Source organism: Psychrobacter sp. NG25, assembly GCF_015234355.1.
In the GTDB taxonomy this organism is placed as follows: Bacteria; Pseudomonadota; Gammaproteobacteria; order Pseudomonadales; family Moraxellaceae; genus Psychrobacter.
The window spans coordinates 615,184-637,685 of record NZ_JADGMV010000002.1; the positions used below are offsets into that span (position 1 = coordinate 615,184).

At 42.9% G+C, this 22,502-nt stretch carries 17 protein-coding genes; 12 read left to right on the forward strand and 5 right to left on the reverse strand.

The window, feature by feature from the left end; all coding sequences use genetic code 11:
* The first annotated feature begins 721 nt into the window (after window positions 1–721).
* Window positions 722–2,431 (forward strand): multidrug ABC transporter permease/ATP-binding protein, encoded by a 1,710-nt coding sequence (locus IPZ60_RS05220; protein WP_194196781.1) that lies wholly within the window; start codon window positions 722–724, stop codon window positions 2,429–2,431.
* 250 nt (window positions 2,432–2,681) lie between these two features.
* Here IPZ60_RS05220 and IPZ60_RS05225 read toward each other — a convergent pair whose 3' ends face one another.
* Window positions 2,682–4,190, reverse strand: a complete 1,509-nt coding sequence (locus IPZ60_RS05225) for a PepSY domain-containing protein (protein ID WP_194196782.1) — start codon at window positions 4,188–4,190, stop codon at window positions 2,682–2,684.
* Window positions 4,191–4,491: 301 nt separating this feature from the next.
* Between IPZ60_RS05225 and IPZ60_RS05230 the strand changes: the two genes are divergently transcribed.
* Window positions 4,492–6,696 (forward strand): TonB-dependent siderophore receptor, encoded by a 2,205-nt coding sequence (locus IPZ60_RS05230; protein WP_227669226.1) that lies wholly within the window; start codon window positions 4,492–4,494, stop codon window positions 6,694–6,696.
* A gap of 129 nt (window positions 6,697–6,825) precedes the next feature.
* Here the strand turns inward: IPZ60_RS05230 and IPZ60_RS05235 are convergent, their stop codons facing one another.
* The gene (locus IPZ60_RS05235) at window positions 6,826–7,524 is read right to left on the reverse strand and encodes a cupin domain-containing protein (RefSeq protein WP_194196841.1); all 699 of its coding nucleotides are present in this window, start codon (window positions 7,522–7,524) and stop codon (window positions 6,826–6,828) included.
* Window positions 7,525–7,692: 168 nt separating this feature from the next.
* On the reverse strand, window positions 7,693–8,556 hold the full coding sequence (locus tag IPZ60_RS05240; RefSeq protein ID WP_194196783.1) for a universal stress protein: 864 nt from the start codon (window positions 8,554–8,556) through the stop codon (window positions 7,693–7,695).
* Window positions 8,557–9,032: 476 nt separating this feature from the next.
* Between IPZ60_RS05240 and IPZ60_RS05245 the strand changes: the two genes are divergently transcribed.
* From IPZ60_RS05245 to IPZ60_RS05290, 10 genes are all read left to right on the forward strand, one after another.
* The gene (locus IPZ60_RS05245) at window positions 9,033–9,566 is read left to right on the forward strand and encodes a DUF2058 domain-containing protein (protein WP_194196784.1); all 534 of its coding nucleotides are present in this window, start codon (window positions 9,033–9,035) and stop codon (window positions 9,564–9,566) included.
* Between the two features lie 367 nt (window positions 9,567–9,933).
* Entirely contained in the window at window positions 9,934–10,353 is a 420-nt protein-coding gene (locus IPZ60_RS05250; protein ID WP_110922835.1) for a hypothetical protein, read from the forward strand.
* Window positions 10,354–10,698: 345 nt separating this feature from the next.
* Window positions 10,699–12,852, forward strand: coding sequence for an FAD-dependent oxidoreductase (locus tag IPZ60_RS05255; protein ID WP_194196785.1), 2,154 nt, complete (start codon window positions 10,699–10,701; stop codon window positions 12,850–12,852).
* 7 nt (window positions 12,853–12,859) lie between these two features.
* Window positions 12,860–14,155: an ABC transporter substrate-binding protein gene (locus IPZ60_RS05260; RefSeq protein ID WP_194196786.1), complete on the forward strand. Its 1,296-nt coding sequence runs from the start codon at window positions 12,860–12,862 to the stop codon at window positions 14,153–14,155.
* Entirely contained in the window at window positions 14,152–15,963 is a 1,812-nt protein-coding gene (locus IPZ60_RS05265) for an ABC transporter permease (RefSeq protein WP_194196787.1), read from the forward strand. Before IPZ60_RS05260 ends, IPZ60_RS05265 begins: the two co-directional genes overlap by 4 nt.
* 47 nt (window positions 15,964–16,010) lie before the next feature.
* On the forward strand, window positions 16,011–16,640 hold the full coding sequence (locus tag IPZ60_RS05270; RefSeq protein ID WP_110922831.1) for an ATP-binding cassette domain-containing protein: 630 nt from the start codon (window positions 16,011–16,013) through the stop codon (window positions 16,638–16,640).
* A gap of 40 nt (window positions 16,641–16,680) precedes the next feature.
* Window positions 16,681–17,325: a CDP-alcohol phosphatidyltransferase family protein gene (locus IPZ60_RS05275; RefSeq protein WP_194196788.1), complete on the forward strand. Its 645-nt coding sequence runs from the start codon at window positions 16,681–16,683 to the stop codon at window positions 17,323–17,325.
* 20 nt (window positions 17,326–17,345) lie between these two features.
* On the forward strand, window positions 17,346–18,167 hold the full coding sequence (locus IPZ60_RS05280; RefSeq protein ID WP_194196789.1) for a sterol desaturase family protein: 822 nt from the start codon (window positions 17,346–17,348) through the stop codon (window positions 18,165–18,167).
* 360 nt (window positions 18,168–18,527) lie between these two features.
* On the forward strand, window positions 18,528–19,082 hold the full coding sequence (locus IPZ60_RS05285) for a carboxymuconolactone decarboxylase family protein (RefSeq protein ID WP_194196790.1): 555 nt from the start codon (window positions 18,528–18,530) through the stop codon (window positions 19,080–19,082).
* Between the two features lie 110 nt (window positions 19,083–19,192).
* On the forward strand, window positions 19,193–19,846 hold the full coding sequence (locus tag IPZ60_RS05290; protein WP_194196791.1) for a DsbA family protein: 654 nt from the start codon (window positions 19,193–19,195) through the stop codon (window positions 19,844–19,846).
* A 182-nt stretch (window positions 19,847–20,028) separates the two neighbouring features.
* On the opposite strand, the gene IPZ60_RS05295 is transcribed toward IPZ60_RS05290, so the two are convergent.
* Window positions 20,029–20,640 (reverse strand): TetR/AcrR family transcriptional regulator, encoded by a 612-nt coding sequence (locus IPZ60_RS05295; protein WP_194196792.1) that lies wholly within the window; start codon window positions 20,638–20,640, stop codon window positions 20,029–20,031.
* Between the two features lie 180 nt (window positions 20,641–20,820).
* Entirely contained in the window at window positions 20,821–22,395 is a 1,575-nt protein-coding gene (locus IPZ60_RS05300; RefSeq protein ID WP_194196793.1) for an aldehyde dehydrogenase family protein, read from the reverse strand.
* Window positions 22,396–22,502: the final 107 nt, after the last annotated feature.

Below are 22,502 nucleotides of genomic sequence, written 5' to 3' on the forward strand. Positions count from 1 at the left end.
AGAGCTGAAATAAAAACAATGGTTAAAATAAGTTACTAATTAATTGATAGGAAAACAGCCATTTAATATATAATTTTGATAATAGTCACCATCACATCAGAGCATACAAATTCGTCTTCATAAAATCATTGCTATGGTTTATTTGAGGATTCAAAATATTTTATTTTTGTGAATTTTTTAAGTTGAATTGACTATATATCAGCATAGAAAACCACTAGAAAAATAATAGAAAACATAAAAATTAATATGCTATTTGTCAGATACTACTCAGAAGCAAAGTAAGTTCCATCCTTTTCAACCATAATAAATTCCTATCGATACGATGAAATCAATCGAGTTTGAGTTCTATGCTTTTTTCAGCATCACTTAAAACGGTAGTAACACAATATTCAGCATTCCCTCTCACGGTCACAAACACGTTGACACATATACAGATTGACGTCACAATATTGTAAATATAAATGGTTATCAATAACATCTAAGGCCTGTCTGACTTTTCTTGCCTACCTTCTTCTATTCCACGTATATCTATATATCTTCTGCTGTCTTGATAAGATACCGCCGAATATCATTCAGAGAAGTGCAATAAATAACGTTAGCAACTCTCAATTTATAGTCTGCAATGATTAAAACTTACTTGTATATTTACGATAAAAGTCAGGCTTTGCCTAACAATCCTTTTCTGCCATCACACATACAATTATTATCATAACGAGCCATTATGTCTTCACGCACTACCACTTCTTTGTATCATATGATTTGGACGCATTATCGCCTGCCTTTTCTCAAAGTTATCCTGCTTAATTTGGTAAATGCGGCTGTCAGTGTGGGCATCATTGCGTATATAAACCATACCTTTATCAGCCAGCCTGTCTTTGATACTTTGTCATTACTCAGCTTAGGCTATTTTTCTGCCTTGATTACACTACTATTAGTCACTACTTTTTTATCACAGTACGCGTTGACACGTCTGGGCCATCAGTTTGTATACGAGCTCAGAACAAAACTGGTCAAACAAATTATAGATACCAAAGTGCCGCAGATAGATCACTTAGGTAGTGCACGATTAATTGCCAGCTTATCTTCAGACATCCAATCTATTACGACTGCCTTTGTACGCATGCCAGAATTGGTACAAGGCGTTATATTATCTGCGGGGGTTGCCCTCTATTTAGGATGGCTGTCACTACCACTATTGTTTATCATCATGTTTTGGATTGTGATGACAATCTGGATAAGCACCATTTTAGTAAAGCACGTCTATACTCATTTGATAGAACTCAGAGCGATTAATGATTTTTTATATCAAGATTATCAATCTATTATAGAAGGTCGTAAGGAGCTTGCGCTCAATCAGTACCGCGCTGAACAGTTATATTCAGATGAATTTTTATCTCATACCAAGTCATACCAAAAAACCGTTATTAAATCTGATACCTTTCACTTATCTGCTGTGAACTGGTCCAATATCATGATGTTTGCCTCGATTGGTGTGGTGTTTGCGGTATCGAATTATCTGAATATACCGATGGGCGTCGCAACCACCTTTTCTCTGACCATTCTATTTATGCAGTCACCCATTCTGCACGCGGTTGGTGCGTATCCAACCCTACAGACTGCCCAAGTGGCACTAGACAAAATACAGTCTCTAGAGCTGGCTGACTACCAAGCAGAGTTTATGACTGATCGCGTGGCAAAAGACTGGAACTCTATCTCACTGACTGACGTTGGTTATCGCTATGGCGGTATCAATATGAAGACACAAGAGCTAGCTGGTGACGTAAATAATGCTGATGATATCTTGAAGTCGGTCAATCTTACCGTGAGACGTGGTGATGTAGTGTTCTTAATCGGCGCCAATGGTAGCGGTAAGTCTACCCTCGCCAAAATCATTACGGGAATTTTCACTCCTACCACAGGCTCTGTACAAGTAGACCAAGGCATCGTGGATTCAGAGAATAATGCCGATTATAGACAGCTGTTTTCTGCTATCTTCAGTGATCAGCATCTGTTTAAACAGCTAATTGGCAATCAGGGCAATCAACCTGATGAGGCACTGATATCTGACTGGCTGCAGAAGCTCAATCTACAAGACAAAGTGAGCGTGTCTGATCATCAACTCTCTACAGATAAACTATCTCAAGGTCAACGTAAACGATTGGCCATGCTACTCTCAGTCGCTGAACAAAAAGACATCTTATTGCTTGATGAATGGGCCGCTGACCAAGACCCTGCTTTTCGCCGTGTGTTCTATCAAACGCTAATACCTGAGCTAAAAGCACTGGGCAAAACGCTGTTTATTATCAGTCATGACGACAGCTACTTTGAACACGCTGACCGCTTATTATTGATGAAAGAAGGCAGATTGATTGAATTGAATGCCGAAGAACGACAGCGCGCCAGTACAGATGCAATCGCCATGTTGCAATAAATATGACTTGTTATAGATGAAGACGGTCACGAAAAAAAATGGGGCGACTTATCATAAGTCGCCCCATTATGGTAGAAAGAACCACGCTATAGTTATAGTCGGTGAACTACTGAGCCGCTACGGCGTTACCCTCCTTAGATGTACTACTTGTACAATCTGCATTCGGCTGCCTTGTACCCATTTTAGCGTTCTTTGACTATATATAAATCAAAAGTATCTAGACACTCAAAAACTTGTCTAAGCCGTTTGCTTATTTTAATAATTTCTGTAAAAAAGCACTACGAGATATCACCAAAAAGTCTAACAGTGCAATGACAACGATTGCGATAATGGCTGTCGGAAATATCATCGCGATTATCAGTAAAGGAATAGCAAGCGGCCACCAAATAGAAAAACGCTGACCACTTGCTGGCGGGTTTAACCCACTACTCTCATTGGTATTGCTAGGGCGACGTTGCCACCACATGATATAGCCGCTCACACTAATTACGATAACAAACAGACAAAACAAGACATTGGCCATCACGCTCCACCATCCGAGCGTACCCATATGCAGCGCGATACCTGCCGCCATAAACTTACCAAACGCATTGTAATCATCGAAATGAATATCAGCCAAGACATTACCCGAATAGCGATCGATATGTACCGTGCGATCAGCGGTTGGACTCGTCATATCATAACTCATCGAGTCTTGACTGAGGGTCCAAACCCCAGTTTCACCTTGTGGTAGATTCAACTGATAACGCCCTACAAACCCAATTTCACGAGCGTAGCGGTCTACCGTATCAATCATGATAGGTATATTAGGTGCGATACCATCCTTACCCATCGTCGTACCTGATACTGGCATCGGCGTTAGCTCAAGCACCCAAGGAACTTCCTTGGTGTCGCCCGAGTTTAAGACACTGCCGTGCGTGGGTGCTTCCGTATGTGCTTCGGACGCTGCCGCACCATGGACGTGAGGTGCAGCCATTGACTCCTGCATCGCAGTACTGTGTTGACTATGATCAATTGATACCGGCATAGGCGCCACACCCCACTTACCTGCAGGAAACTGACTCCATGCCTGTACCATTCTTTCGCCCCACACACCTGCCCACGCCATACCTGATATACAGAAAAACAGCAGCAGAATCGATACCCAACTGCCCAATGTCGCATGAATAGTACGGATAAAAGAGCATTTTTTCTTGTTGGCTACCACCTCGTTAGGTATCAGCATGGCCTTAACTGATTTGCGTTTTTGCCACCAGAGATACCAACCCGTCAAAATCATCAAGATGGTCAACGATGCAGCCGTTTCTAGTAGATAATCCCCTACTTTACCGATGAGCAAATCACTATGAATATTATTAAACGTATCATAAAGACCGCTGCTAGCAGGTGCGCTATTGACGACATCAGCTGTATAAGGATTCACTGCCACCATATTGGTATGGCCTTCTGACTGCACCTGAAACAAAGCGACGGTATCTGCGTCACGGGGCGCAATATATTTAATCAATCCGCTATAAGGTAAAGTACCGAGCGCGTTTTTGGCTTGTATAGACACTGGTTCTTGGACAGTCGACTCTGGAATCATGACAGTTAAGCGATCGTTATCTCTACCGGCTGTGTTGGACATAGACAGCATACCCAGTGCGGTGACCGCCAAAACAATCAAAAAAGGCGCTACAAACATGCCAGCATAGAAATGCCAGCGCCATACCGTAAAATAGCGCTGCGTGTTAGGTGACTGACTGCTGTCTCTGTTCATAAATACGACCTTTGATAATCTCTGATTGCCCAAGTAACAACATAAATCTGTTCGTAACTTAATATCGGCTGCATCATACGAGAAAACCCTCGAAAAAACCACTACCCCTCTAGTCATATATCAATAATATTAATGTAAAGAAGCCGTACTAAACCATTCAGAACCGCGTCCAATATTTCTAGAATATGTTAATTGTAACTTTTTAATGATAACAATAATCATTAGTGTTATTATTATTTCTGTTATTTGTCTCCCTAAATTTAAATCCAACATATTCAACGAATACTATTGAACAGGAAATATGATGCGGCTTTCTCTAACCTCTGAATCTATCCGAAAAAAACATCTGACCGTAGCAGTACAAATTGGCTTAGTTATGAGCATCAGTCATGTCGCTTATGCTGAGTCGGCTGATACTGAAGGCACATTGAGCAATACTCAAACAGAAAATTCTGAGACAGCGACACCATCAACGACCTTAGATACGATTACTGTCTATGCCGATAGTTACCGTAGTACAGGCACAAAAACCGCATTAGACCCTGATGATGCACCGATGAGCTATACCAGAATCGATCAAGACCTATTGCAAAAACGCCAAGCTGACAGTGTCAACGCTGCCCTACGCTATGAGCCCGGTGTTAGCTCTGAGAGTCGCGGCACGGTATCTATCTTTGATGAGTACAGAGTCCGTGGCTTTAAGACTTTATCGAATTTTTATGATGGATTAAGATTGCCTTACGATGGTGCTTGGAACCTCATGCCGCAAGTAGACATCTATGCAACCGAAGCCGTAGAAGTCGTCAAAGGACCCGCATCCTCACTTTATGGTTATACGGCACCCGGCGGTATGGTCAATCAAATAGCCAAAACACCTAAAAGCACCCAAGAAACTGAGGTACAGCTACGACTAGGCAATCAAAACCTAAAAGAAGTGGCAATCGATACAACAGGGGCGCTTACAGACAGCTTGAATTATCGCTTTGTGGCATTAAAACGCAAAAAAGATGGCCAGATGCAGACCACGGAAGAAGAGCGCACCCTGCTCAACCCATCGCTTGAATGGCAAGCGACAGACAATGTATCCGTACTTGCTAATCTATTTTATCAAGATGATCCAGACATGGTGCCCTCTACTCCGCTGCCTTCGGTCGGTACTGTCTATAACGCTAGCTACGGCAAGTTGGATAGCGATGCCTATGCGGGTGACGAATGGAATAAATTTAGCAAAGAAGTATTCATGCCGAGTGTCACCGTAAACTGGGACATCAATGACCAACTAACCTTTAAGCACATACTGCGCTATACCGATGCCGAAGCAGAGCAACGCAATATGTATAATAGTGGAGGGTTGGTCAGCGGTAGTGATACGATATTGAACCGCGTGGCTTATACTACCGATGAAAGCATGAAAAACTGGACCACAGACAATCAGCTGGCTTATCAGTTCGATACGGCTAATACCTCTCATAACCTCCTGTTTGGTGTCGAGTACCAAGAGACAGATAGTACTGCGGCCTACTATGATGCTGGCGCGGATGGTACGCCAAACCTTGACTTGTCGGATCCAGACTTTTCTCAAATCAATAGCGACACGCTGCCATTAGATGTCTACAGTCAATATGAAGACATCGAACAGAGCCAGCTTGGTTTTTATGTGCAAGATGAGATGAAATGGCAAGACTGGACCGTGGTTGCAGGCTTACGACATGACAAATTCAAGAGCACCACTGATCAAACCAAAGCCTCTTCAGGTGTGATGTATAGCGGCCAAGAAATCGACAATAGCGCATCAGAGACCAGTGGTCGTCTTGCTGCTATTTATGATTTCGATAACGGTCTATCACCTTATGCGAGCTACTCACAATCGTTCCAGCCAGTCGTTGGTAGCAACTTCGTGACCGATGAGCCATTTGAACCTACAACAGCTGACCAGCTAGAAGCCGGTATTAAATATCAATCTGCAGATGGCGGCACTAAAGGGACATTGGCGGTATTTGATATTAAACAACAAAATGTTGTTGTATCAGATTACGTCAACTATAGAAGTCAAACCCAAACCGGTGAGATTGCGTCTAAAGGATTTGAAGTCTCAGGCAGTCACATGCTCAACGACTGGGTAGATGTCGCGGCGAGCTACAGCTATACCGATGCTGAGATTACAGAAGATGAGTTCAACCCTGATGTGGTCGGTAACACGCCAGCGCAAACAGCGAAACATAAAGCCACGCTATGGACGGACTACTACGCCACAGATAAGCTGACGCTCAATGCAGGTGTTCGCTATGAAAGCGGTATGCAGATAGATAAACAAAATTCAGACGAGCTACCAAGCGTGACACTGGTAGATATTGGCGGCAGCTATCAAGTCAACCCGACGCTCACTGTCGGTGCTAGTGTGAATAATCTGTTTGATAAAACCTATGTTAGCTCCTGTTACGACAGCAATAACTGCTGGATGGGACCCGAGCGTCAAATAACAGTCAGTGTAAAAGCCAATTTCTAATCATAAAAAACTGGCTATTGTCATAATAGCCAGTTTTTATCAAATGATAGATGAAAGTATAGGGTGCATATTTATAACACCAAGGTAGAAAATAAGACAGAAAATTCAGGTGGCTTGGTCAATTGCCAATCACAGACCAATCACTTGTATTAGATGTCCTCTCTTAACATATACCGTGGCGCCTTCTAACCCTGCTTTTATTTTCGACTGCTCACCTACTGGTAGACGTATCCAACTATCTCGTTGATATACCTTATCACCATCTAATAGGCTGCCCTCTACTAAGCTACCTTCTACAACCAGTAACTCTGCACCGCCTGCACCTACACCACTAATGATATCTTCGTCGAATAATACGTCGCCTGCTGTGAGACGTTGCAAACTCACCTGCTCACCATCATCAGAAAAAAGCGCACAGACATCACGATTGCCTTGGCGTGTCCAATTGCCATCATCGTGAGTATCAATAGCAACATAGCGGTCTTCATCAGACGGCATCTGTCTGAGCTTCACAAAGATCACCGCACCTTCGTCACTATAAGGGGTGTGACCTGATGACGGTGGGTTACGCAAATACCAGCCTGCTGGATAGTGCTTGTCATCTGCAGAAAACGTACCTGACAATACCAAAATCTCTTCACCACCTGGATGCAAGTGATGCGGAAAATAAGAATTAGGCGCGTAACGCACCAGACTGGTGGCTCGGGCTTTTTCTTCTCCAACGCGATCTAGCATGATACGTTCTACACCACTCTGCGGTGAGTTTACCCACTGTTGGTCTTCAACTGCAAGTGCGGCGCGACTAGAAAAATCTGCATTAATAAGCATAACATTGTGTCCAAAAATAGTAGTGTGCAAGGCAACTAAATACTCTCTTATAAAGTATCTGGCATCATTTATTGAGCCTTGTTCATAATTATCAATCATTTTTTAAGAATCATTAGAGATAGATAACAAATGCACCAGTTTTATAAGACGCCCCGACCTTTATTGCACTTATCGCACTAAAATGACTGGCGACAATGTACTGGCAATAATCTCTGTTGTCGTACTACCGAGAAACAGTTGCTGCAATTTAGAGTGACCGTAAGCCCCAACCACCATGATATCGATGTCATTTTCCGTTTGAAAAGCCAACAAGCCATTGACCGCATCCGCCGATGATAAATGATGAGCCGCCACAATAAACCCAGCCGCTTCTAATTGTGCTGCTGCAGCACTTAAGCTCTGCTTAGCGGCATCATTGTGGCTCCCTATCATAACGATATGACCTTGCAGCCCTTTTAGTACTGGGCTTCTTGCAACCATCCATGCTGCCTTAATAGCAGTTTTACTACCATCGAAAGCGATCATGTATGAGCTTGGCGCTTTGAATGTCTCTGAACAAATCAAGATAGGAACATCGGATGCACGGGCGACCGTTTCGATTTGACTACCGATATTGATACGACTGTTTTTGTGATCTTCTCCACGTCGACCCATAACAATAGCACGATTTTCTGTCTTAAAATGCTCAATGGCGGGTAGCAGCTTGCCGCGACGTTGATAGATACGGATAGCGACATCTTCAAAATCACTTTGAATATGGCTTTTTGCATCTTGGACCAAGGCATTGCTATAACTATTGACCACCTTCGCTCTTTGCTCATCCATCTGGGTCAGTTCCTCTAACAAAAACTGGCGGCTGTTCACCCCTATCGCGCCCGACAAATCGCGTCTGGTCGATGCAGGAACCTCACTGACATGCAACAAACCAACAGGTAAATTCAACTTACTGGCATACCATGCTGCATAGTCACAAACTGATTCAGTCACTGCCGAACCATCAATACAAGCTAAAACGTGCTGTGATGTTGTCATAATATGTCCTTAATTTTAATTATTTAGGGCGTGTCCTCATTTTAAAAATGGTGATAAAAATGAGATAAATTGCCGTCAAACAAGGAAAATAGCGCAGATAATATCGAGATATTAGTCAGCTATTTGACGCCGTTTGGCAAAATTTAGCCATTTTTATCCCATTTAGATGACTATCGATTGAATTGAGGATACGCCCTAGTTCCATATAGCGTCCAATGCTCATTCCAAATGCTCTGGGAGAATCCTTCCCATTACTTTGATAGTAACCAATTTGGCTGACTTCATCCAGTGATGTATGCCTGCCTCTACAATAATCTTTATTCTGCTATCTTTAGCATTGCGCAAGATTTAAAAATGCATGGCTTTACCGCATCAACAAAGTCTTGTCATCGTCTAACAACATGCCCTAACAAATTTTGCTACAATGTATTTTTTAGCATTTGTGATTTAAATATCGTTATTTAGGTGATGGAACTATGGCAAAAAATGCCCTACAGGCTCAACTACTCAAAGCGGGATTGGTAGATAGCAAAAAAGCCAATCAAATCAGCAAGCAAAATCAGCATGCCAAGCGTACTGGCGACTCAGAAAGTCTAGAAGCGAAAAAAGCATTAGCAGATGCACAAGCAAAAAAACTAGAAAAAGATCAGCAGCTCAATCAGGAAAAACAACGCGCTTTAGAAGAAAAGGCACTCAAGGCCAATATTGTCCAAATGATTAAGCAGCATCAAATCACTGATATCAGTGGTGATGTCAGCTATCAGTTTGTCGACAGCTCTAAAGTCAAAAAAATCTCTATTACCCAAAAACTATATGACCAAATTGTCGCCGGTCATGTCGTCATTGCGCGGTTAGAAGAAGGCTATGCATTACTTCCTCGTCCGTTAGCAGATCGTATAGATTCAAAAATGGAAGGCTTTATGGTCGTATCAAACGATACATCAGAAGACGTACTGGCAGAAGATGACCCTTATGCCGCCTATGTGATTCCAGATGATTTGATGTGGTAAACACTTGGTATTTATAATACTTGCTTTGTTAACTTAGACACCCTTTGTAGAATACTTGCTTCTACAAAGGGTTTTTTATTGTATAGAAAATAATCACCTTTAAGCTAGCGTTACAGGTTTTATTGAAAAAGGTAACAAATCGCCATAACCCTGCCATACATGGCGATGCGAACTTGAACAGCCATTCAATAACAACTACAATGCGATTTCTTGACCTATTTAGCGCTAAGGCTTGCTCGAAATTGAGCAATCACTCAAGAATTGAACACATTTTGACTTTTACTAATCATATAACAAAAGCCAATATCGGCACCCTAATCAAGAAGTTTTGAAAAGGCTTTCAAAATTTCTCAAAAAGAGATTTCTCATGCCAAAACATCTGCCACTTTCACTCTTATTGCTTCGACTTGGTATCTTCACAGTCTTTTTATTTTGGACGCTTGATAAATTTATCAATCCTGACCATGCCGCAGGCGTTATGTCTAAGTTTTATGGAATGGAAAATATGGGTGATTCCATATTCTATGTTATGGGCGCTGTTCAGTTGATACTCATCATACTGTTTGTCGTCGGGTTATTTAAAACCTGGACTTATGGTATTTTGCTGCTGGCTCATGCAGGCTCAACTTTTTCGACCTTTGCTTTATATCTAGAACCATTTGATAACCTATTGTTTTTTGCCGCATGGCCAATGCTGGCAGCATGTATTGCTCTCTTCTTGATGAGAGACTGGGATACATTGACACTAGGCAAACGCACCGTGGGCAAAACTGTTCCTTTGACATAGAGATAAACAGAGTCTATCGTTTGACTATGGTCAAATCTAAATAAATTCAGTACCAGCAATCCAAGCGTAGACCGTACAGGTGGTACGTCAAATGCAGGTGTTGCCGTAGCAAAGCTATAGAGGTTAATTGGTGCAATAATATAAATGCTAGCTAAAATGGCTTAAGCTATATATTATTAAAACTAACAACTTAGCTGTTTTATTGCAGGTAAACGAATAGATTATTCAACAATTCAATGTAATTGCCACCATCACTAAAACAGCAAAAGTTTTTTGATCATAGTTTTAATTATAGAAAGATGACTATGAATGAAACCTTTGCTTTACTATTAGGCCGAATCTTTCATGATTAAGAGAATATTTCTAATACTGTTAATAGTGCTATTAGCAGTGGGGTTTTTCTACTTTGACCTCAACCAACTGTTGACGCTTGAGGGCTTAAAGGGCTCGATGGCGCAGTTCAACGACTATAAAGCAGAATCACCGTTACTTATTATCGGTGGGTTCTTTTTACTATACGTCGTTGTTACTGCCCTCTCGCTACCTGGCGCTGCTATACTGACATTGGCATCTGGTGCTTTATTTGGTCTATTTCAGGGCTTAGTCATTGCCTCATTTGCCTCAAGTATTGGCGCGACACTTTCGTTTTTAGCATCACGTTATTTACTACGCGATACCATCAAACAGCGCTTTCCTGAACGCCTTGCCGCTATCGATGCTGGCGTCGAAAAAGAAGGTGGCTTTTACTTATTCACATTACGTTTAGTCCCTGTATTTCCCTTCTTTTTAATCAATTTACTCATGGGTGTGACCGCCATTAAGTCATGGACCTACTACTGGGTAAGCCAAGTAGGTATGTTGGCAGGTACTTTTGTATTCGTTAATGCGGGTACGCAACTTGCGCAAATAGAAAGCTTGTCAGGTATTTTATCGCTCAATTTAATTTTATCGTTCGCTTTATTGGGCATATTCCCGCTTATTGCTAAAGGAATCTTAAACGTGTTTAAAAAACGTCGCGTCTATAAAAACTACTCGAAGCCCAAACAGTTCGATCGCAACATGATTGTTATTGGTGCGGGTGCTGGCGGCTTGGTAACGAGCTATATTGCTGCTGCTGTTAAAGCAAAAGTAACATTAATCGAAGCAGGTGAAATGGGCGGTGATTGCTTAAACTATGGTTGTGTCCCAAGTAAAGCCGTGATTAAAAGTGCAAAAATCGCAGATCAAATTCGCCACGGTGAAAACTACGGCCTTGAAAATGCGTCTCCGCAGTTCTCGTTCAAAAAAGTCATGGCACGTGTACATGATGTCGTGGCTGAGATTGCACCGCATGACAGTGTTGAGCGTTATACCGATTTGGGTGTCGATGTGGTAAAAGGCTATGCCAAGCTCATCGATCCATGGACGGTAGAAATCGCCCTAAATGATGGTGGCACACAAAAGCTAACTGCCCGTACTATCGTTATTGCAACTGGTGCACGCCCATTTGTACCGCCATTACCTGGTATTGAAGAAACGGGCTACGTGACCAGCGATACCATATGGAACAAGTTTGCAGAACTAGACGAAGCGCCCAAAAAGCTGGTCGTACTGGGCGGTGGTCCTATCGGTAGTGAATTGGCGCAGAGTTTTGCACGCTTGGGCTCAAATGTGACTCAAATTGAGATGAGTGAGCGCATCATGATCAAAGAAGATCTTGAAGTGTCTACCTTTGCACACCAAGCGCTGGTTGAAAGCGGTGTAAACATTTTGACCTCACATCAAGCACTACGCTGTGAAGCTCGTGATGGTAAAAAGTATATTGTCGTTAAACACAACGACACTGAAATCGACATAGAGTACGATGAGCTATTGTGTGCCGTTGGTCGAAGCGCTCGCCTGACTGGTTATGGCCTTGAAGATTTGGGTATCGAAACCAACCGTACTATCGTCACCAACGAATACTTAGAAACGCTGTATCCTAATATTTTTGCAGCAGGTGATATCGTAGGCCCATATCAGTTTACTCATGTCGCAGCCCATCAGGGTTGGTATGCCGCAGTGAACGGCTTATTTGGTAACCTGAAAAAGTTTAAAGTAGACTACCGTGTGATTCCATGGACCACGTTTATCGATCCAGAAGTCGCACGTGTCGGCTTAAATGAGCAAGACGCGATAGACAAAGGTATTGAGTACGAGATTACCCGCTTTGAGTTCAAAGAGCTAGACCGTGCCATTACTGACAGCGCAGCTAAAGGATTTATCAAAGTCATTACCCCTAAAGGGAAAGATAAAATACTTGGCGTGACCATCGTATCTGAACATGCTGGTGATTTGATTGCTGAGTTTGTATTAGCGATGAAACACGGCTTGGGACTGAACAAAATACTTGGTACTATTCATAGCTACCCAACTTGGGCGGAAGGCAACAAATATGTGGCCGGTGAATGGAAACGTGACCATGCCCCTCAGCGCGTATTAAGCTGGCTAGAAAAATACCATACTTGGCGTCGAGGTTAGCCCATCAATGCACGTTCTTAAATCCTTGCCAGCATTAAAAAACGTCATGCGCTATAGCTCTTATGCTATGGCGCTAAGCGTTTGTATCGGTATCTCTGCAAGCACTGCCTCCCCTAATATTAGCAGTGATGGCAAGGAAGCACCTTGGCAGCAGGTTGAATCTCAGGGTAAAAATCAAGACGTTTACTTCTACGCGTGGGGCGGAGACCCTCAAATCAATGCCTATTTACAGTGGGTAGCCAAGCAAGTTGATGATAAATATAACATCAACTTGGTCCATGTAAAACTCACAGATACCAGTGAAGCCGTCAGTCGAGTATTGGCAGAAAAATCAGCCAATAACAATGACCAAGGTAGCGTAGATCTGATTTGGATTAATGGCGCAAACTTTGCCACCATGAGTGAGAATTCACTATTGCTCAAACAGTGGGCAAACAAGCTGCCTAATTTTACCCTCACTGACCCTGATAACAACCCTGCTGTTACCTTTGATTTTGGTGTACCGACCAATGGTATGGAAGCACCATGGGGACAAGCGTCACTGACTTTTTATTACGACAATCTATCCGTCAAAAAGCCACCCACTACCTTAAAAGAACTAACGACTTGGACAAAACAAAATCCCGGTCGCTTTAGCTATCCAAAACCACCTGACTTTTTAGGCATGAGCTTTTTGAAATATGCCTTGGTCATGCTGCATGAGCAACACGATGCTGATACTGGCGAGAATACCAGCGCTCAGCTCAATATGCCTGTCACTGAGCAAAATAGAGCGATTGTCCTCGACCCACTATGGGCATTCTTAGATGACTTGCATCCGACGCTTTGGCGCAGGGGTGAGCAGTTTGTACAAACGGGTGCGCAAATGCGTCGGTTGGTCGATGATACCGAACTTAGTTTAGCGTTCAGCTTTTCAGCCCCTGAAGTTCCAGCAGCTGTGCAGCGTTATGACTTACCTGAAAGTATTCGTAGCTATGCGATGAGCGATGGTAGCTTGAGTAATACTCACTTTGTGGCCATTCCTTATAATGCCAGCCATCCACAAGCAGCACAGCTCGTCGCTAACTTTTTGATGAGTCCAGAGGCACAAGCCAAAAAACAAACGCCTTCTGTATGGGGTGACAAAACCGTACTCGTCCAGTCTACCCTCACCTCTGAGCAGCAAGCCTTGTTCAAAACCAACAAACCCCATCCCAGTGCCCTGCCGTTTGATAGTATTACACGCACAGTGAGCGAGCCACACCCAAGTTGGGTTGAAGCAATCATGGAAGGCTGGCAAGCACGCTACGGGGTTCGCCCATGAATAAAGATTTGAATGACAAGGCCGCTCAAAGCAGTGTCAATAAAAATGATATAAATAAAGGCAGCGTCAATAATTGTACGGCAATTGCCACTCCTTATAAAAAAGACCTATTTACGCGCATTGCCATATCTAGTCCAAAGCTTTTATTGCTGATACTGGTGCTACCGGTACTCGGCGGACTGATTAGTGTGCTATTGCCTGCGTTTAGCTGGGTGCCCGCGCTTGACCAGACGACCATCAGTCTACAAGGGTTTAAAGATCTTTGGATGACGCCAGGTCTTACCCAGATGGTGGCGCTTAGCCTGGCAACTGGACTCATCAGTACTCTGCTCGCTTTTGTCATGACACTTATGATACTGGCAGCGTTTTTCAATAGTGTTTGGCTCACGCGTATCGAGCATTTGCTAAGCCCCATTTTAGTGATTCCTCATGCCGCAGCGGCGATTGCCGTTGGTTTTCTCATTGCGCCTTCTGGTATGTTTTCACGATTAATTTCACCATGGTTAAGCGGTTGGGAAATGTCACCAGAGGGGATATTTCCTCATGACCCCTACGGTATCAGTATCATTCTGGGCTTGACGTTGAAAGAACTGCCTTTTTTATTATTAATCGCATTGGGTGCTTTGGCACAACCAGAGCTTGGTAAAAAACTGCGTCAACAGTATAAAGTCGCATTAAATCTGGGTTATTACCCGATTGCCGCCTTTTTTAAATCGGTATTTCCTCTGCTATATCCATTGCTGCGTTTGCCGATTTTGGCAGTGCTTGCCTATGCCAGTGCCAGCGTAGAGATGCCATTGATATTGGGCCCGAATACACCGCCCACACTTGCAGTCACTATCATGCAATGGTTCAATGACGTGGACCTGAATTTACGTATAAAAGCATCAGCAGGGGCACTATTACAGCTGGCATTGACGGGTGGCTTGATCGCTTTATGGCTTGGCGGTGAGCAAATAGTAAAAATACTATTCTGTAGCTCACTAACCAATGGTAAACGCAATTATGGAGATGCTGTCTGTCAGAGAATCACGGCCACTATGACTACTGTGGTCATTGGCTTTATTTTCATGTCACTCATTGGTCTTGCCATGTGGTCAGTGGCTGGGTTTTGGCGGTTTCCAGACGCTTTGCCAGAACAGTTTGTATTGCTACATTTCCAAAGCGCCTTTATGCAAATGGGTACGCCACTCTTTAATACCATTGCTATCGGCCTAGTGAGCACACTCTTTGCTATTGTACTCACATTATTATGTTTGGAAGCCGAGCAATTAAGTGCAAAGCGACTTTCAAACTTTACCAGCTTAATCATTTACTTGCCGCTGCTGGTGCCTAGCATCGCTTTCTTGTTTGGCTTGGTTTGGCTACAGCAGTTGGTTAATAACCAAGCGGCGTTTTTTAATGTGGCATTTACACATTTATTATTTGTACTGCCCTATGTGTTTTTATCGCTGGCTAGCAGCTATCGACGCTTAGACCCACGTTTTGCGAATGTGGCAGCAAGCTTAGGTTCGACACCTATAAAAGTGTTTTTTCAGGTTAAACTACCACAACTGTTTACGCCCATTTTGATTGCCGTTGCACTGGGCCTAGCGATCAGCTTCGGCCAATATTTACCGACGTTATTGGCAGGTGGCGGACGTATTGCAACCATCACTACAGAAGCCGTGACACTCGCGAATGGGGCCAGTAGGCGCACTAGTGCGGTCTATGCCATCATCCAAATGGCACTACCGCTGATTGGTTTTATACTGGCAAGTCTGCTCCCTAAATATATTTTTAGAAGTGGCAAAAACAACACTCATTAACACGCCCTACATAAGCCAATAATGACAATACGAATAAAGGGGTTTTGATGTCACCATCTTTAGAGATAAGAAACTTAGAGCTATATCGAGAAGACACGCGTCTACTAGGCATAGATGAGCAAATTTTTGGCGGTGATATACTCACCGTTATGGGGCCATCTGGTAGTGGTAAATCGAGCTTTTTGAACTGGCTAACAGGTACATTGCCCAGCGGTTTCCATGCCACGGGCGAAGCTTGGTTAAATGATGAAAACGTGTGCCAACTTCCGCCGCATTTACGCCATATTGGGGTGCTGTATCAAGACCCTTTGCTGTTTTCACATTTATCCGTTGCCGGAAATATCGCCTTTGCTATGCCCAAAGGTAATAAAAAACAGCGTTTAGAAAAAATCGAACAAGCATTAGAGCAAGTTGGATTGGCAGGCATGGGTAGTCGACATCCTGATAACTTATCAGGGGGACAGCAAGCACGAATCGCCCTACTACGAACCTTGATGAGTGAGCCAAAAGCCATATTGCTCGATGAGCCATTTAGTAAGTTGGACACACAGCTTAGAGTCGATACACGTCAGTTGGTATTTGAGCAAATTCGCACGTTCAAACTGCCTGCGATTATGGTGACGCATGACCATAGCGATGCCGAAGCAGCAGGCGGCAAAGTTATTCATTTAACCTGATTGTCTTAGACATCAACGCGATTTACAGAAGGCCATTCGCATGCTCGACAAATTTATCACGCCCATCATCAAACCAATACTGACCTCTGTGGTTGTCGTACTGCATAAGCGCGGTGTCACAGCAGATCAACTCACGATGATGGGGTTTTTGATTGGCATGCTAGCCTTACCATTACTCGCGTTTGAGTTTTGGTATGGGGCGCTTGCAGCCATTGCAGTGAATCGCGTTTTTGATGGTCTGGATGGTGCTCTGGCTCGACATGCCAACCAAAGCTCAAGCGCTGGTGGCTATTTGGACATTACGCTCGATTTTTTATTTTATGCAGCCATACCGCTTGGCTTTATTTTGGCAAATCCTGAACAAAACGCCATTGCAGGCTCGATATTATTAGCCACTTTCATTGGTACTGGCTCAAGCTTTTTGGCATTTGCCATTGCAGCAGAAAAGTTCAATCTGGACAAGCCGCAGTTTAAGTACAAGAGTTTCTACTATCTAAACGGCCTGACTGAAGGAACCGAAACCATCGCGCTGTTTGTGGCGTTTTGTCTTTGGCCGCAGCACTTCTCACTCCTTGCTGGTATCTTTGCGACTGCTTGTGCCGTCACAATATTCACCCGCATCCATGGGGGCTACCATACACTCAAACAGCTAGAGACTGACGTTCATCAAAAACCATATCCATAAAAACAGTGAAGAGTTAACCAATGACAAATGAAGTATGGTGGAGACTTGGCGTTTTTTTTAGCGTCTTAGTCATCATGATGATGCTTGAATGGCGTATGCCTGCACGTAAATCCCCAATCAAAAGTAGTAAACGCTGGTTTGCTAACTTTAGCTTGGTGGTTGCAGCTTCTATTGTCACACGGTTGGCCGTACCTATTGGTCTGACAGCTGTAGCGCTATACAACCAACAGCATGGTATCGGCTTATTTAATATCATTGAATTACCAAGTATTGTAGTCATCATACTGAGCTTGCTATTGCTTGACATCGTTATCTATTGGCAGCATCGACTGTTTCATCGCGTCCCTATTCTATGGCGCTTACATAGAGTACATCATGCCGATGCGCACATTGATACCAGTACGGGGCTGAGATTTCATCCTATAGAAATCTTATTGAGCATTGTAGTGAAGCTTATTGCTGTCACCTTGTTGGGGGTGCCTGCAATCGCCGTGCTGATTTTTGAGATTGCCCTAAATGGACTGGCGATGTTCAATCACGCCAATATTCGCCTAGCACCTGCGATCGAAAAGCCCTTGCGCTTAATATTGATGACCCAGATTTTGCATCGTATCCACCACAGTAAACGTGTGAGCGAGACCAATTCAAACTACGGTTTTAGCGTTATTTGGTGGGACAAGCTGTTTGGCAGCTATAAGAGTGAAGCAAAGAAATCTGACAGCGAGTTAGATATTGGTCTAAAAGAGTATCCATTACCCGAGCAAAATGCATCGTTATGGAATTTGCTCATCATGCCATTCAAAGATAAACCTCCCAAAGGTAAGCCTTCTAAAAGCAAGTAAACTTATCGGTCAATCGTAAAATGACCAAACTCACCTGTGACCTTATCTAAAATTCACTTTTAGGTAGGGTAAATTTTTTAATATCTATTGTGTTTGTAAACCCTTATCTATCAAAGCCTTCACAATCATTACTTTATTAACCCGTTCTAAATGTAAACGAAATTTACAAATAACTTGAGCAATCGTTCAAATAATATTTGAACGATTGCTCAAAATGAATTATAGTGGTTGCAGTTGTTAAGCGACTCACGAAAATATCATTTATTAATATGAGTGTTCGCTCAAATAAATGTTTGTTTCTTTAGTCACTTGCACACTTACTTTACAACAATTTATTAATAATGAATAAAAGGTTTTAATATGACTGATTTTACTCTACACGACAAAGACACAGCCCCAGCAGAAAGCAAAGACTTACTTGATTCTTCTATCAAAGCATTTGGTATGGTACCTAACCTACACGCTGTAATGGCTGAAGCACCTGGCTTGCTCGAAGGCTATCAACGTCTACATCAACTGTTTTTAGACAGCAGCTTTGATGATGAAGAAACCACTGTGGTATGGCAAACTATCAACGTTGAACATGCTTGCCATTACTGTGTACCTGCACATACTGGTATTGCTAAGAGCATGAAAGTAGATGACGCTATCACTGATGCATTACGTGATGAAACGCCACTACCAACTGAAAAATTGGAAGCATTGCGTACCTTCACACTATCTGTAGTCCGTAATCGTGGTAACGTTGATGACAGCGCTGTTCAAGCGTTTTTAGATGCAGGCTACACTAAGCGTCAGATTCTTGAAGTTATTCTTGGTGCTGCTCAAAAAGTAATGAGCAACTACACGAACCACCTAGCTAATACACCAATCGACAAACCATTCCAAAAATTTGAATGGCACAAAGCTGACTAATACGTTTTTCAGCTAACGCTGACACAGTTCATTTGATGTTTTCATACTGTTGTTCGAAACATCTTCGGGCAGCAGTTTTTCATTTTAATTTATCGCTAATGAGAGATACTATGGAACAGGCAAAAAAACCCTTACGAATAGACATTGTGTCAGACGTTGTGTGCCCTTGGTGCGCTATCGGTTATAGTCAACTAGCCGAGGCATTAAAACAGACCAACACTCCGCACGAGATTCACTGGCACCCATTTGAGTTAAATCCTAATACGCCGCACGAAGGACGAAACTATCGTGAGCATATTATGGAGAAGTATGGTACAACTGCTGAGGACATTAAAGAGAACCGAGCTAGAATGACAGCAGCAGGTGCAGAAGCTGGGTTTAATTTTCAGTTTACCGATGAGTTTCGTACTTACAATACTTTTAATACGCATCAGTTGCTGTATTGGGCCGATCAGCAAGGACGTATGCACGACCTAAAACAAGTATTGTTCGTCGCACACTTCGTCGATAATAGAAACGTAGCTGACAGTACCGTACTTGCAAGTGTCGCAGCAGATATCGGATTGGATCGCAGCGAAGCATTAGCGGTCTTAGAAGACCAGCGTTTTGCTGCAGCAGTAGAAAAAGAGAAACAACACTGGCAACAACAGGGCATTCAAAGTGTGCCATCTATGGTTTTCAATGAGCGGCATCTCATCAGCGGTGCTCAAGGTATTGAAAATTATAAGAGCATTTTGCAACAATTGGCTGACATGCCAGACTAAGTCATCTGAATGATGGTTGGCTTTATAACGTTAAGGGTTGTAGAGGAATTGTGTAGCCCGAGACTATACAGTTCCTCTACAACCCTTTTTTATGGCGTTCACTTCTAGTGATATTAGTTTTTAGTGGTATAAATTTCTAGTAAAATCGATTTTAACGATATCAGTTTTTGATAGTATAAAGATTAAACAGTAGCATGTTCATCGATACGTAGCGCTTCTATGGAGAGTGCCATATCTTCAGCCAATGCATGTACTGCTGCACTGTCTACATCACGCTGTGCAAAAGCTCGCAGCCCCATCACTTCGGCCTGTAAACGGCGTGCTAGTCTTAGCGGATCTAACTCGCTATCCATCTCACCCAGCCGCTGCGCTTCGGTAAAGTAACCTACAAAACGTGTTTCCATACCTGCCAGCAGCATCTCTACTTTTTGTAGTGCCGCTTGCTCACGGGCGCCCAGTTCTAGCAAGCTTTTGACTAGCATACACGCTCGACTTGGCAACTCTTTGTCACGAATACCACCAAGCTGACGTAAGTAAGCTGCCAATCCCAACAAAGGAGATGGCTGCTGACTCAATATACGTTCAAGCTCAGTCAACCCTGAGCGAGCATAATAATCTAAAGCTTCTTGGAACAAGCCATCTTTACTACCAAATGCAGCATAAATACTGCCCGGACGCATATCGAGCGCTAATTCTATGTCTTTTAAAGAGGTAGCATGAAAACCTTTTTGCCAAAAAAGCTTTAAGGCTCGTTCTAAGGAGTCATGACGATTATAAAGTGCAGTACGTGACATAGTTTTTCCATTGCAACAGCCATGGCTTCATATAAGTATGAGCACAGCAATAAATTTGAATGATTGCTCAATTTTATCTCGAATGATGACTCTAGTCTAGTAAAGTTACTTTACGCAATAAAAATTAGGCTAACGATTAATCGTTAGCCTGAAAAATCCCACTTGTTTAATCAAGCAATGCTAATACGGCAATAACACATGCTTGCTTTTCTGATACGCAGATAAGCCATCTACGCCTAGCTCACGTCCGATACCACTTTGTTTAAACCCGCCCCACCCAGTTTCAGGCAACACGATTTGTTGCTCATTAATCCAGATATGACCTGCTTGAATTTGTAATGCCATCTCCAATGCTTGAGTTTCATCAGCACTGACAATAGAAGCTGCCAAGGCGAACTTACTGTCGTTGGCTAAGGTAATCGCTTCTGCTTCCTCTGCAAAGGTTTTACATACCAATACTGGTCCAAAGATCTCTTCTATCCATAACTGACTGGTTACTGGTACGTCTGTATAAATCGTTGGGGTTGCAAAGTATCCTGACCCCTCTACTATCTCACCGCCCGTCAAACACTCAAGATTTTCATTCACTGCAATATCAAAGTATTTTTTGACCTGATTTAACTGTTGCTCGCTAACCATTGGCCCCATTTGTGTATCCACAGCAAAGCCATCACCAATTTTTAGGCTTTCTGTCTTGACCTTCAACGTTTCAAATAATGGTTGAGCAATGTCTTCATGAACGAGCAACCTTGAAGTCGCTGAACATATTTGACCAGCATTGGTAAATATACCACCGATGATTAAATCACAAGCGTAGTCGATATCTGCATCGGCACATACGACAATGGCAGACTTACCACCAAGCTCCAGGCTGATATCTTTGATACCTTTTGCCGCTTGGCTCATGACCTTTTCTCCAATTACGTTGCTGCCGGTAAAGGAAACTTTATCAATTAGCGGATGACTGGTCATGGCAGCCCCTACTTCGGCTGCTCCGGGTAAGATATTGACCACCCCTTTTGGCAGTCCTATCTCAGATAAAATATTGCCTAACATCAGCTCTGGCAATAATGTCACCTCAGATGGTTTTAAGATCACAGTGCAACCTGCCGCTATGGCTGGCGCTACCTTCCAAGCAGTCGTAACCATTGGAAAATTCCAAGGTACGATGAGTGCGCAAATACCAACAGGCGCATAGGTTTTTAGCAAGCGTATGCTCGACTCACTGGTAAGCACCTCAGACAAAGTCGCTTGTTTTATGATGAGATTGGCATAATAACGATAGCAGGCAATAGCATCGCTCACATCTATTTTTGCTTCTTCGATTGGCTTACCATTATTTAATACAGACAATCCAACCAACGTATCGAACTGCTGCTCCATCGTATCTGCAATGGCATTGAGATAACCCGCGCGTTCGTTTACCGTGGTTTGTGACCAAGACGGATATGCTTGGCTAGCAGCGTTGACTGCCATATCTACATGAGCTTGGGTACACAAACGAGTGGTGGTGATGATTTCGCCAAAATGTGAATCATACAAGGCACAGTTGTTTGTTACATCAAGGCTAGTTTCGTCAGAACTATTTTTATCAGAGCTATTTTCATCAGCGTTGGTTTTTTTAGAGTCGGCCGTAGGCGCTTCAATCGTAATCCAGTCTCCATCAATATAAGCAGCGTTCAGCATCACTTCATCTTGGACGGTTTGTATGGCGCTTTCTCTGGTTATACCCTTAGAGTTCATCGTTTCCATCATGGTTAATTGCCTTTTATTTTTTATAAAATTGTCTGCATCTGCTGTTATATGGATATTTTTTTATTAATATAAGGTTTTTATGTCTGGCGCTCGTAATATGCTTAGCA

Excerpts from the sequence above, each read along its gene's own strand:
- IPZ60_RS05220 (WP_194196781.1), top strand. The coding sequence starts at position 722 with ATGTCTTCACGCACTACCACTTCTTTGTATCATATGATTTGGACGCAT.
- IPZ60_RS05225 (WP_194196782.1), bottom strand. The coding sequence starts at position 4,190 with ATGAACAGAGACAGCAGTCAGTCACCTAACACGCAGCGCTATTTTACG.
- IPZ60_RS05230 (WP_227669226.1), top strand. The coding sequence starts at position 4,492 with ATGATGCGGCTTTCTCTAACCTCTGAATCTATCCGAAAAAAACATCTG.
- IPZ60_RS05235 (WP_194196841.1), bottom strand. The coding sequence starts at position 7,524 with ATGCTTATTAATGCAGATTTTTCTAGTCGCGCCGCACTTGCAGTTGAA.
- IPZ60_RS05240 (WP_194196783.1), bottom strand. The coding sequence starts at position 8,556 with ATGACAACATCACAGCACGTTTTAGCTTGTATTGATGGTTCGGCAGTG.
- IPZ60_RS05245 (WP_194196784.1), top strand. The coding sequence starts at position 9,033 with ATGGCAAAAAATGCCCTACAGGCTCAACTACTCAAAGCGGGATTGGTA.
- IPZ60_RS05250 (WP_110922835.1), top strand. The coding sequence starts at position 9,934 with ATGCCAAAACATCTGCCACTTTCACTCTTATTGCTTCGACTTGGTATC.
- IPZ60_RS05255 (WP_194196785.1), top strand. The coding sequence starts at position 10,699 with ATGATTAAGAGAATATTTCTAATACTGTTAATAGTGCTATTAGCAGTG.
- IPZ60_RS05260 (WP_194196786.1), top strand. The coding sequence starts at position 12,860 with ATGCACGTTCTTAAATCCTTGCCAGCATTAAAAAACGTCATGCGCTAT.
- IPZ60_RS05265 (WP_194196787.1), top strand. The coding sequence starts at position 14,152 with ATGAATAAAGATTTGAATGACAAGGCCGCTCAAAGCAGTGTCAATAAA.
- IPZ60_RS05270 (WP_110922831.1), top strand. The coding sequence starts at position 16,011 with ATGTCACCATCTTTAGAGATAAGAAACTTAGAGCTATATCGAGAAGAC.
- IPZ60_RS05275 (WP_194196788.1), top strand. The coding sequence starts at position 16,681 with ATGCTCGACAAATTTATCACGCCCATCATCAAACCAATACTGACCTCT.
- IPZ60_RS05280 (WP_194196789.1), top strand. The coding sequence starts at position 17,346 with ATGACAAATGAAGTATGGTGGAGACTTGGCGTTTTTTTTAGCGTCTTA.
- IPZ60_RS05285 (WP_194196790.1), top strand. The coding sequence starts at position 18,528 with ATGACTGATTTTACTCTACACGACAAAGACACAGCCCCAGCAGAAAGC.
- IPZ60_RS05290 (WP_194196791.1), top strand. The coding sequence starts at position 19,193 with ATGGAACAGGCAAAAAAACCCTTACGAATAGACATTGTGTCAGACGTT.
- IPZ60_RS05295 (WP_194196792.1), bottom strand. The coding sequence starts at position 20,640 with ATGTCACGTACTGCACTTTATAATCGTCATGACTCCTTAGAACGAGCC.
- IPZ60_RS05300 (WP_194196793.1), bottom strand. The coding sequence starts at position 22,395 with ATGATGGAAACGATGAACTCTAAGGGTATAACCAGAGAAAGCGCCATA.